This window comes from Brevundimonas sp. (assembly GCF_016463485.1).
Classification (GTDB): domain Bacteria; phylum Pseudomonadota; class Alphaproteobacteria; order Caulobacterales; family Caulobacteraceae; genus Brevundimonas.
In genome coordinates this window covers 44,993-56,667 of record NZ_JAEMRD010000007.1, presented here as the reverse complement: position 1 = coordinate 56,667, position 11,675 = coordinate 44,993, and the positions used below count along the sequence as shown (strand labels likewise).

The 11,675-nt window shown below is 67.9% G+C and carries 8 protein-coding genes; 3 read left to right on the top strand and 5 right to left on the bottom strand.

Annotated features, from left to right (window positions below; translation table 11 throughout):
- A partial coding sequence (locus JHC99_RS02585) for a DEAD/DEAH box helicase (protein WP_292151903.1) occupies window positions 1-1,166 on the bottom strand: 1,166 nt, incomplete at its 3' end.
- 338 nt (window positions 1,167-1,504) lie between these two features.
- Here JHC99_RS02585 and JHC99_RS02580 point away from each other — a divergent pair.
- From JHC99_RS02580 to mfd, 3 genes are all read left to right on the top strand, one after another.
- Window positions 1,505-2,032 carry a hypothetical protein gene (locus JHC99_RS02580; protein WP_292151902.1) on the top strand — a complete coding sequence of 176 codons (528 nt, stop codon included), beginning with the start codon at window positions 1,505-1,507 and terminating at the stop codon, window positions 2,030-2,032.
- Between the two features lie 122 nt (window positions 2,033-2,154).
- Window positions 2,155-2,475: a succinate dehydrogenase assembly factor 2 gene (locus JHC99_RS02575; protein ID WP_292151901.1), complete on the top strand. Its 321-nt coding sequence runs from the start codon at window positions 2,155-2,157 to the stop codon at window positions 2,473-2,475.
- Complete coding sequence (gene mfd / locus JHC99_RS02570; RefSeq protein ID WP_292151900.1) at window positions 2,475-5,924, top strand: transcription-repair coupling factor; 3,450 nt, start codon at window positions 2,475-2,477, stop codon at window positions 5,922-5,924. The genes JHC99_RS02575 and mfd overlap by 1 nt, the downstream gene beginning before the upstream one ends.
- Before the next feature lie 21 nt (window positions 5,925-5,945).
- On the opposite strand, the gene JHC99_RS02565 is transcribed toward mfd, so the two are convergent.
- The 4 genes from JHC99_RS02565 to JHC99_RS02550 form a co-directional block, all read right to left on the bottom strand.
- Window positions 5,946-6,809 carry an aldose 1-epimerase gene (locus JHC99_RS02565; RefSeq protein ID WP_292151899.1) on the bottom strand — a complete coding sequence of 288 codons (864 nt, stop codon included), beginning with the start codon at window positions 6,807-6,809 and terminating at the stop codon, window positions 5,946-5,948.
- The gene (locus JHC99_RS02560) at window positions 6,806-7,672 is read right to left on the bottom strand and encodes an SMP-30/gluconolactonase/LRE family protein (protein ID WP_292151898.1); all 867 of its coding nucleotides are present in this window, start codon (window positions 7,670-7,672) and stop codon (window positions 6,806-6,808) included. The genes JHC99_RS02565 and JHC99_RS02560 overlap by 4 nt, the downstream gene beginning before the upstream one ends.
- 145 nt (window positions 7,673-7,817) lie before the next feature.
- The gene (locus JHC99_RS02555) at window positions 7,818-9,101 is read right to left on the bottom strand and encodes a sugar MFS transporter (RefSeq protein WP_292151897.1); all 1,284 of its coding nucleotides are present in this window, start codon (window positions 9,099-9,101) and stop codon (window positions 7,818-7,820) included.
- Window positions 9,102-9,136: 35 nt separating this feature from the next.
- Window positions 9,137-11,620, bottom strand: coding sequence for a glucan 1,4-alpha-glucosidase (locus JHC99_RS02550; protein WP_292151896.1), 2,484 nt, complete (start codon window positions 11,618-11,620; stop codon window positions 9,137-9,139).
- Window positions 11,621-11,675 lie beyond the last annotated feature (55 nt).

The window sequence follows — 11,675 nt, the reverse complement described above, 5'->3', positions numbered from 1 at the left end:
GCCAGGGCCAGGCGGTCGAAGCGGACGGCGTCCTGGAACAGGGCGTGGGTGCCGATGGCGACCCTGGCGCGGCCGGTGGCCAGGGCGTCGAGCCGGTCGCGCCGCTCGGCCGGGGTGTCGCGCCCGGTCAGTAGGATGGTCGAGGCACCGGCGGCCTCCAGCATGGGGGCCAGACGCTGGAAATGCTGGCGGGCCAGGATCTCGGTCGGGGCCATGAGCACGGACTGGAGGCCGCTGGAGGCTGCATCGGCCAGGGCCAGAAGCGCCACGGCCGTCTTGCCCGAGCCGACGTCGCCTTGCAGCAGCCGGCCCATCTGTTCGCCGGAGGCCGTGTCGCGGCGGATTTCGGCGACGGCCTGGGCCTGCGCGTTCGTCAGGCGGAAGGGCAGGGCGGCCTCGACCGCGGCGGAGACTGGACCGGGCGCGATCGCCGGGCCGGGGGTAATCGACCGCGCGCGGCGGCGTCGGGCCAGAGCCAGCTGGTGGGCGAACAGCTCGTCATAGGCCAGCCGTTGCCGTGCCGGGGCGTCGGGGCCGAGGTCCAGCTCGGACTGCGGGGCGTGCAGGGCCTCCAGCGCCGGTCGCCAGCCAGGCCAGCCCTGTTTCGCGATCCAGGCTGCGTCCTGCCATTCCGGCAGGTCGGGCGCGGCGGCGAGGGCACCGATGGCGAGCTTGCGCACCACCCGCGATGACAGGTTCGCCGTGCCGGGATAGACGGGCTCGATCGCCGGGATGTCCTCACCCTTGTCCAGGGCCACGATCCAGTCGGGGTGGACGATCTGGACCTCGTTGTTGAAGCGCTCGACCTTGCCCGAGACCAGACGGCGCTCGCCACGCGGCAACTGTCGGTCGATATGCTGGGGACTGCCGCCGAACCAGACCAGGTGGACGAAGCCGGTCTCGTCCGAGGCGCGGACCTTGAGCGGGGCCCCCGGCTTGCCCGGCACGATGAGCCGGTCGACGACGACGTCGAATACCCCGGTCTCGCCCTCGACGGCCTCGGCGGCCGTGGTGCGGCGGCGGCGGATCAGGCCGGTCGGGCCCAGGAAGACCATGTCGCGCACCAGCGGTCCGGCCAGCTTCTGGACCAGGGGCGCGACCTTGGCCCCCACCCCCTTCAGGCTGGTGACCTCCGCGAACAGGGGAAAGAGAATCTGGGGCCGCATGGTGGGTCAAGCTATAGCGGGGCGCGCGGGGAGGCGCACCGGGGAACGGTGGATCGGGCTGCGGCCGGACTCTCCGGACTTGAAAAACAGAGTCCGAGGAGTCCGGGGAGTCCGAGGAGTCCGGACTCTCTGAAGCGGACGAGGTATCTGGCGCAGGATTTCAAAGATCGGATCGCAAGGGGCAGTCTAACATGCCCCGGACCGGCGCCAGGTCGGAGCGGTCGAGAAGCGCACAATCCCTTATGGCGCAAGGCATTGGGGCGGTGAGGTTTGAAACCTGGCGGAGGAAATCGGCGCGGTGCGCTGGTTCACCCGAGGCTCCGGTGCGATGATCGGGGATGAGTTTTCGTCCTGCCCTCTTTGCAATCTGTGCGGTCATGGGATCGGGATGCGGCTCCGCCGCGGAGTCTTTGGACCCGTTCATCGCCTTCTCGGATCCCGTTCGATGTACGCCCTCCAAAGATCTGAATGATCTGCTCAAAAGTGTCCTCAATCACGAGGATGAGGGCGGGGTATCTGTCGTCACACTCGCGAAGCGGCCTGTCCCTCAAGCCTTGGTTGGGCGAGTCGGCGAGCCTCGATTGGAGTTCGACGGGCGCGAGTACAGCGCCACGGTCCCGCTTGATGGAACCTGGCAGGGCCTTCCCCTCCGCGCGTTGGTCATCACGGGATGGATCGAAAGCGAAGAGGGTTTCTCGCTCATTTTTGAGGCCAGCCGCGTGGAAGTGATCAGCGCAGCCAATCGGGTCGGATTTCGCCTGCCGCCATCGGGTCGAGTGCATCTCGATGACGATGTCATGGGTATGAGCATCGGCGTGGCAGATCACCCCGGTGGTGGCACCGAACTTTCCTGTATGCCGGGCTGATGGCGCGACACCGCTGGCGGAAACACATCGGGAACGCTATCTGAGGCGCGACATTCCCTGACGCGCCCTGCTGGATCGCCGGCCTGGCGCCGAACTCAATTCCCGACCGGGCAAGGATGCTTGTGGCCGACACCGACGCACGTTCAGACGACACTGCAGCGACCCAGCGACTGGGCCGGATCACTTTTCGCGCGTGGCGACGGGGTTTCCGGGAATGCGACATGGTTCTGGGGCCGTTCGCCGACGCGGTGGGGCCGAGCCTGACCGCCGAGGAACTCGACGCGTTCGAGGCCCTGCTGGGGCAGGATGACGATCATCAACTCTATGCCTGGATCACGGGAACCGAGGCCGCGCCGCCCGAGCATGAGACCATCCTGATGGGCAAGATCCGCGACTTCATGCGCGACCACGTCGCCCATGCGGTGAATGAGGGGATCGGCTGATGGACGGTGCCGCGGTCAAACGCCGCTCGGACCAGGAACTGGGCGGGGCGCCAGAGGGTCTGGATGCCCTGACCGTCGCCAAGCGGTTGAAGGCCCGGGGCGGCGTCGCGGTGTTCGTGGCGCGGGACTATCAGCGCGCGGGTGTCTTTGCGCAGGCGGTCCGGTTTTTCTCGAAAGACATTGAAGTTCTGGACTTTCCGGCCTGGGACTGTCTGCCTTACGACCGGTTGAGCCCAACGTCGGCGGTCTCGGCCGAGCGGATGGCGGCCCTGACCGAACTGGCGGGCCGGCCCGACAGCGACCGGTCGCCCTTGCTGGTGGTGACCACGATCGGGGCGGCCATCCAGCGCACCCCGCCGCGCGAGGTGACGCAAGGGGCAGGCTTCGACGCCAAGGTGGGGCTGGATCTCGATCAGGCGGCGCTGGAACGATATTTCGCGGTCAACGGCTATATGCGCGCCTCGACCGTCAACGAGCGCGGCGAGTATGCCGTGCGCGGCGGCGTCATCGACGTGTTCCCGCCGGGGTTCGAGGAGCCGGTGCGGCTGGATATGTTCGGCTCGGAGCTGGAATCGATCCGCACCTTCGATCCGGGCACCCAGCGGTCGACGGGGCAGCGCAAGGCCATATCGCTGTCGCCGGTGTCCGAGGCGCTTCTGGATGCCGACAGCATCTCGCGGTTCCGCACCGGCTATCTGAACCTGTTCGGAGCGGGCGGTGACGACCCGTTGTATGCCGCCGTGTCCGAGGGCGCGCGGCGTCAGGGTTTCGAGCACTGGCTGCCCCTGCTGTATCCGGGGCTGGAGAGCCTGTTCGACTATCTGCCCGACGATGCGGCGATATTTCTGGATCATCAGGTCGAGAGCGCGCGGGGCGAGCGCTGGACCCTGACGGCCGATGCCTATGAGGCGCGGCGCGAAGCAGCCAAGGCCAAGGGGGGCGCGGCGAACCGGGCCTTGCCGCCCGAGCGGCTGTATCTGCCCGAGGCGGAGTGGAATGCGGTCCTGGCCGGGCGCGAGGTGCGGCGGCTGACGCCGTTCGCAGCGACTGGCGAAGACGCCGGCGGGCGTCTGGGGCGGACCTTCGCGGCCGAGCGGGCGCAGGACAGCGTCAATCTGTTCGAGGCCGTCGCCGCCCATGCCGCGTCGCTGAAATCCGAGGGCAAGCGGGTGGTGTTCGCGTCCTGGACCGAAGGCTCGTCGGACCGGCTGTCGGTCATGCTGGCCGACCACGGGCTGGATCATGTCGTCGCCGTGCGCGACTGGGCCGATGTCCAGAAGGCACCCGGGGACCTGTATCTGCGGGCCGTCCTGCCGGTCGAGCACGGCTTCGTCACCGACAGCCTGGCCGTGATCTCCGAGACCGACATGCTGGGCGACCGGCTGGCGCGGCCCAAGCGAAAGCGTCGGGCATCGAACTTCCTGGCCGAGGCCTCGGCCCTGACGACGGGGGATCTGGTCGTCCACCTGGATCACGGCATCGGTCGGTACGAGGGGCTGAAGACGCTGGAGATCCAGCAGGCCCCGCACGACTGCCTCGAACTTCTGTATGCGGGTGAGAGCAAGCTCTATCTACCCGTTGAAAACATTGATCTGCTGACCCGGTACGGCACGGGTTCGGACGATGTCCAGCTGGATCGGCTGGGCGGGGCCGGCTGGCAGGCGAGGAAGGCCAAGGCCAAGGCACGGCTGCGCGACATGGCCGAGGGGCTGATCGCGCTCGCCGCCAAGCGCGCGCTGAAGACCGCCGATCCGATCGTGCCGCCGCACGGCCTGTTCGACGAATTCTGCGCCCGTTTCCCCTATGAGGAGACCGACGACCAGCTGAACGCCATCGGCGACGTGCTGGAGGATCTCGGCAAGGGCACGCCGATGGACCGGCTGATCTGTGGCGACGTCGGGTTCGGCAAGACCGAGGTGGCGCTGAGGGCGGCCTTCGTCGTGGCCATGACGGGTCAGCAGGTGGCCGTGGTCTGTCCGACGACGCTTCTGGCGCGCCAGCATTTCAAGACCTTCAGCGAACGGTTCGCCGGCTGGCCGATCACGGTGCGGCACCTGTCACGCATGGTCACGGCCAAGGATGCTTCGGAGACCCGCGCAGGACTCAAGAACGGGACGTTCGAGATCGTCGTGGGGACCCATGCGGTCCTCAGCGAACAGGTCGGGTTCAAAGACCTGGGCCTTGTTATCGTTGATGAAGAGCAGCATTTCGGGGTCAAGCACAAGGAGAAGCTGAAGTCTCTGCGGGCAGACGTCCACCTGCTGACACTGACGGCGACGCCGATCCCGCGCACGCTCCAGATGGCGCTGTCGGGCATTCGGGAGATGTCGATCATCGCCACCCCGCCGGTCGATCGCCTGGCCGTGCGGACCTATGTCACGCCGTGGGATGCTGTGCTGATCCGCGAGGCGCTGCTGCGCGAGAAGTATCGCGGGGGTCAGGCCTTCTATGTGTGTCCGCGCCTGTCGGACCTGCCCGAGATCGAGAAATTCCTGCGCGAACAGGTGCCCGAGATCAAGTTCGTGGTCGGCCACGGCCAGATGTCGCCGACCCAGCTGGAGGACGTGATGAGCGCCTTCTACGACGGGTCCTATGACGTGCTGGTCTCGACGACGATCGTCGAGAGCGGCATCGACATTCCGACCGCCAACACCCTGGTCGTGCATCGCGCGGACATGTTCGGCCTGGCCCAGTTGCACCAGATCCGGGGCCGTATCGGGCGGTCCAAGGCGCGGGCCTTCGCCTATCTGACCACCGATCCGAAAAAGCCCCTGTCGCTGTCGTCGGAGCGGCGGTTGCAGGTGCTGCAGTCGCTGGACAACCTGGGGGCAGGGTTCCAGCTGGCCAGCCACGACCTGGACCAGCGCGGCGGCGGCAATCTGCTGGGCGACGAACAGTCGGGCCATATCCGGGAGGTCGGCGTCGAGCTGTACCAGCAGATGCTGGAGGACGCAGTGGCGTCCCTGCGCGAGGCGGGCGAGGAGGTCGTCGATCGTGGCTGGTCCCCGGCCATCAATGTCGGCGCGGCGGTCCTGATTCCAGAGGATTACGTGCCGGACCTGAATGTCCGTCTGACCTTGTATCGTCGCCTGTCTGACGCCGAGAACACCGAAAGCCGCGAAGCCCTGGCCGCCGAATTGATCGACCGGTTCGGACCTCTGCCGGACGAGGCCAAGCAACTGCTGCGGATCGTGGGGGTCAAGGCCAACTGCAAGATCGCCTGTATCGAGCGCATCGATGCGGGGCCCAAGGGGGCGGTGCTGACCTTGCGGAACGGCAGCTTCCCCAATCCGATGGGGCTGGTCGGGCTGATCCAGAAGAACCACGCGTCGTGGAAGATCCGGCCGGATCAGAAGATCGTCGTCATGGGCGACTGGCCGACGCCTGAGGACCGGCTCAAGGTCGCCGAGCGTATCACCCGGGATCTGGCGCGGGTGGCGACGGCCTGAGGGCCTGCGTCATGGCCTGCGTCAGGGCTTGGAGAAGGCCCGGATCAGGGCCGTCATCTCCAGCGTCTGGCCCGGTTCGAGCCGGGCGAGGCCGGAGTCCTCGCCGGGCGGGGCATTGTGAGCGTCGGGGCGGTGGGTCACGGGCTCGACGCAGATGAAGTCGGTCCCCCGTGGCGCATAGACCTGGGCCCAGCGGGCGCTGAGGGAGGCCGTGATCTCGACGACGTGGTCGGCGTGGGTCAGGCGGGCGGGGCCGGTCCAGTCGGCATAGGCATTGTCGACGAACGGGGCGGCGGCGACAGGGGCGCCACGGGTCCAGTCGTGGACGGCCGAGGCCTCGGCCAGGCGAGTCGGGATCTCATCAGGACCGTTCAGCCAGACGCGAGGCGCCGGGAGGGTGAGGATCGTGCCCGGCTCGGTCGCGAAATAGGGATGCAGGCCTAGGCCGGCCGGCATGGCCCTGTCGCTATGGTTTGTGATCGTCAGGCCCAGGGTGACGCCTCGATCGTCGAGGGCGAGCTCGTGCCCGGCGCTCCAGGCCCATGGCCACTCCGGTGACGGCTCGCACGACAGGGTGAGGCGGACCGCGTGGTCGTTGTGCTGCTCGACCGTCCACGGCCGGTGCCAGCCGATGCCGTGCAGGGCGTGGGGCTCGAAACTCGGCGTGGCGGGCAGGGTGATGTCGGCTCCGTCCCAGGTGAACCGACCCTGGGCGATGCGGTTGGCGTAGGGCACCAGGGGGAAGTTGCCGGTCGAGAGGGGATCGGTCGCATTGTCCGGCGCGCGTCGGAGGATGTCGCGTCCCTGCCAGATCAGGCTCAGGATCGCGGCGCCGAGGTCGGGCGATACGGTCAGGTGCCAGTCACCGTGGGTGAGGGCGATCACAATTTGATCCGGTTCTGAGGCAGGCCGGGGATCTCGACCCGCAGGCGGTACAGGCCACCGAGCGTCGGTTGGGCCTGACGCTTGTCGGCGTTCCCGAGCCAGGCCGTTGTGCAGTACAGGTCGCTCAGGTCGTCGCCACAGAAGGCGGCCTTGGTCACGGTCTGGACCGGGAAGCGGATCGTGCCGATCCGCTCGCCGTCGGGGGCGAACCGGGCGACGCCCCAGCCGTTGAACAGGCCGACGAGCAGCGTTCCGGCTGAATCCACGCTGGGGCCGTCGCAGTAGCCATCCGGCGTTTCGGCGAACAACCGCCTGTTAGAAATCCGGCCGGCGGCATGGTCGAAGGCGTAGATGCGCTTCTGGAGCGTGTCGTGGTGATAGAGGGTGCGGCCGTCGGGGCTGAGGGCCGGGCCGTTCGTCACGCCGTAGCCGTCGTCATGGCGGGTCACGATCCCGTCGGCGAAGCGGTAGAGGGCACCGGTCTGTTGCTCTTCCGAATCGTCCATCGACCCGAACCACAGGGAGCCATCAGGGGCGACGAAGCCGTCGTTGAGGCGGTTCTGGGGGCGGTCAGCCTCGACCGGGGTGATCAGGCCGAACCGGCCGGTGTCGGGATCGAAGCGGTGGAGCCCGCTGCGTACGCCGCACACCAGCGAGCCGTCGGTGGCGGGCAGGGCGAAACCGGTCTGGTCCGGTGTGTCCCAGCTATGGGTCGCGCCGTCGTCGTGGCCGTAGCGATGCAGTTTGTGGCCCTTGATGTCGACGAACCAGACGCAGCGGCGGTCAGCGTCCCACACGGGTCCTTCGCCCAGTTCGGCCTGGATGTCCCAGACGAGCTCAGGTGCAGCGTCCTGAATCGGCATGAGTTCGTGATCCTCCGGTGCATCAGACAGGCCTCTGAACCGCCTATACTCATACAAATGAAGGGTCGCCAGTCTTGCCGTCGCCGTTGATGGCGAAGGCCGATAGGCAGGGACGCAGGCGGCAAACCTGCGTCCCTCTAATCCGTCAGTGCCCGGCGACGGGGGCCGAGCTCTCGTTGCGCGGACGCGAACGGATGCACAGCACGGCGAAGACCGTCAGCAGGGCATAGCCGATCAGGGGCACCACGAAGGCCGGCGAAACCCGGCCCGACAGATCGGCGATGTGACCGGCCAGCGGCGGCAGGAAGGCCCCGCCGATGATGCCGAAGACCAGCAGGCCCGAGGTCGCGGACGTCGGCGCGGTCGACCGCTCCAGCGTCAGGGTGAAGATGGTCGGGAACATGATCGAGTTGAACAGGCCGATCGACAGGGCCGCATAGGCCGCCGACACGCCGTCGCCTTGCGTCACATACAGGCACAGCAGACCGGCGACGACGGTGCAGACCGCCAGAACGATCCCGGCCTTCACATAGCGCAGCACGACCGCGCCGATGAACCGGCCGACCATGGCTCCCAGCCAGTACAGTGCGACCATCTTGCCCGCCGCTTCCATGGGCTTGTTCAGGATGTCGGGGCTGTTCAGGAAGTTGGTCATCATCGTGCCGATGGCGACCTCCGAGCCGACGTAGACGAAGATCGCCAATGCTCCGAGGATGGCCCAGGGCGACCCCAGCGCCTTCAGCGGCGAGGACTCGCCTGCCGGAGCCGCCTCGGGCGCGGCAGCGTCGATCCGCTTGCGGGCGGAGAAGATGAACAGGGCGACCAGCAGGAAGAAGCCGCCGAGCGCCAGGAAAGCGATGTCGATGCTGCGCAGGGACTGGCCCCGCGTCGCCGCCGTGACGGCCGCGCCGGCCGCGAAGACCCCGCCGGTGAGCAGGACGTGCGACCCCAGCCACGGACCGATCGCCGTGCCCAGCGAGTTGAACGCCTGTGAGAGGTTCAGGCGGAAGTGAGTGCGTTTGGCCTCGCCCAGCACCGCGACCAGCGGATTGGCCGCGACCTGGAGCAGGGTGACGCCCGAGGCGATCACGAACAGGGCCAGCAGAACGCCCGCGTACTGGTCCAAGGCCGTGGCGGCCGGCACGATCAGACAGCCCAGCACCATGACGCCAAGAGCGCCGAGGATGGCTCTGGAATAGCCGAGCCGCGACAGGATTGCGGCGGCGGGCAGGGATGCGACGCCATAGGCGATGAACCAGGCCGAGCCGGTCAGGAAGGCCTCGGTGTAGCTGAGGTCGAAGACCCGCTTCACCGCCGCGACCAGGGGATCAAGCAGGGAGGTGGCGAACCCCCAGGCGAAGAACAAGGTCGTGACATAGGCGAAGGCAGCGCCTGCCCCCTTGGGCGGGCTGGTCGTGGCAGTGGTCATTGAGGTCTCCCCGGAGGCTCGGATTCGGCTTTATATCAGCGTGACGTGTCGGCAGTCGCAGCGCCAGAGGCGAAGCGGGCCTGGACCGGCGCATAGAGATCCCAGACACGGCGGTCGGCCAGGGACCGCAGCAGCTTCAGGTACTCCGCGTGAGTCCAGGCGAGGGGGGTGGCGGAATCGGTGCCCTTTCCCGTCGTGTAGTTGTGTACCCCGTTCGCGCCGACGCCGTCCCAGACCTGTTCCGGCATCAGCAGGCCGTCGTTGGCGAACCGCTCCATACCCCGGACATAGGTGCGGCGAATGTCGGCGATGGCCCGGTCGGTGGAGTTCCCACGCAGGGCGCGTGCCAGCTCATAGTGACCGCGTTCACCGGTGAAGATCGGCCAGACCCGGCCGCGCTGACCCGGAGCCATGACGCCGCCGATGCCATAGTTGCCGCCGTTGGTCGTGTCCTCGCCATAGCCGTCGATGCCGTAGCGCCGCCAGCCGGGGGTCGTGTCGCCGACAGGTCCGAAATCGTAGCGGACGCGGGTCAGGTCATCGCGCGTCTGGTCGTCGTATTCGGGCAGGGTGGCCAGGATGTGGGCGTCGTCGGCGGCGCGGACACCGTAACGGACCAGCTCCAGGAACCCGCCGTCCACCACCCGGTCCTGGGCCTGACCCGGCTGGCCGTTGTTGTCGCCCATCTTCGCGTGGCTGTTGGGATCCTCGGTCTTGGACAGGCGCAGGAAATAGTCGCCGTCGCCGAACGCACCGTCGGTGGTGAACATCCGCGCCTCGACCTTGCTGGAATAGTCGTCGGCGGCGGCGAGATAGCGTGCGGCCGAGGCCGGATCACCCGACGCGGTGGCAATGTCGGCGGCGACGGTCAGGCCGGTGATGACGGCCGCGGTGGTCGAGGGCGAATGGCCGTCCTGTTCCTCCCAGCGCTCCTGCTGGGTAAACGGAGGCGTGATGGTCGCATCGTTCCACAGCAGGCCGACCTTGCCGCCGTCGACGAGGAAGTCGGCGGCGGGCTTGATCATGCGCGTGTACATGGTCGCCATCTCGGCGTCGGAGACCTCACCGGCCTTCCACAGTCGCCAGCCCAGCATGATCGGCATGGCGGTCTGGTCCAACTGGACCCCGACCCATTCGATCTGGCCGTCCACATGGGTCTTTTGCAGGAACCAGCCGGTCGCGCCATTATTGCCGGGCGTGTCGGCGCCGACCTGGACCTGGGGCAGATAGCGGAAGGCGGCCAGTGGCGTCTCGGTGTCGCCGAGCGCCAGCAGCGCCATGGCCACCTGATAGAAGTCGCGCGGCCAGACAGCCTTGTAGCCCGTCGAGGCGGTCGTCGCGTCCACCGTGTCGCCCCACGGGTTGGACAGGGAGGCGATCAGGGCGCCGGCGTGGGTGCGGTCCTCCTGGACCTTGAGCATCAGGGCCGAGGCATAGGCCAGTTTGCCGCCGTCGGTGGATTGCTCGGCCATGCGGGGCAGTTCGGAGAGTGTGCCGAGCCAGTCCTCCCAGCCCACGGCGTCGCCCTGGCCGTTGTAGTTGGCCAGGACGTTGTCAAAGCCGGCTCTGTAGCTGGCGATGGCGGCGTCGGATGCCGCCTGTTCCGTCGCGCCGAAGCCGATGGCGAACGTCTGGAAGCCTGCGGACCCTTCCTCGATCGAGGGCAGGGCGCCGGTCAGCATGATGTTGCCGGTGGCATCGCCCGTGCCTTGGTAGGCGTGATCCATCCGCCCGTCCGCGAGGTCGGTCAGACCGTCCGAAGCGCCCACGAAGCCGACGCTGGCAGCGACGAACGGCTCATAGGTCACGGCGGCCAGATGGACGTCGCCTTCGGACGCCCGCAGCACACCGTAGGGACCGGTGGCGTCGTCGTAGCGCGGAGCCTCCAGCGTTCCGACCGAACCTCTGTCGCCGACACCGGTGTTGGCCATGTGCGGCTCGAGCAGGGCATAGGGCGTGATCCGCCCCTTCAGGGCGCGGAACTCGGCGCGGACGATCAGGGTCTGGCTGTCGGGATCGGTATAGATCGTCTTTGTGATCTCGAACCGGCCCTGCTTGTCGGTGGTGAAGACGGAATAGGCGGGCGACAGGGGCCGCCCCTCGGCATCCGTATGGGTGTAGGACACCTTCGAGGTCGTGTCGGTCCCTTCGACGGACAGGCCGGTCTCGGTCATGACGGCGAAGCGCATCGACTTGATCTGCGCCTCGTGGATCAGGCCGTACATGGTTTCGGTCAGGATGCCGTCGGCGATGGAGAACCAGACGCGCGAGACGTTTCCGGTCGGGCCGCCGCCGCGATACTGGCCGTCGACATAGGCTTCGTAAGATGCGCCTGCGCCCTGTTTGGCGGCGCTGGACCAGGTCGGGGCGACACCCGGTGCGCCGGGGGCGACGGCTTCCGTGACGGGAGGCGCGACCTCAGGCATCGGAGAGGGTGCAGCGGCCATCGAGGCGCAACCGCCCGTGGCGAGCAGGGCGCAGGCGGCGGCGGAGGCGACGAGGCGGCGGGACAGGGGCATCGGGATACTCGTGAACATCAGGAGGGGGGCAGCAGGAAGGTCAGGGGGGTGTCGA

Bases quoted from the DNA above. Each gene is read 5' to 3' on its own strand.
- JHC99_RS02580 (WP_292151902.1), top strand. From the start codon at position 1,505: ATGAGTTTTCGTCCTGCCCTCTTTGCAATCTGTGCGGTCATGGGATCG.
- mfd (WP_292151900.1), top strand. From the start codon at position 2,475: ATGGACGGTGCCGCGGTCAAACGCCGCTCGGACCAGGAACTGGGCGGG.
- JHC99_RS02560 (WP_292151898.1), bottom strand. From the start codon at position 7,672: ATGCCGATTCAGGACGCTGCACCTGAGCTCGTCTGGGACATCCAGGCC.
- JHC99_RS02555 (WP_292151897.1), bottom strand. From the start codon at position 9,101: ATGACCACTGCCACGACCAGCCCGCCCAAGGGGGCAGGCGCTGCCTTC.
- JHC99_RS02550 (WP_292151896.1), bottom strand. From the start codon at position 11,620: ATGCCCCTGTCCCGCCGCCTCGTCGCCTCCGCCGCCGCCTGCGCCCTG.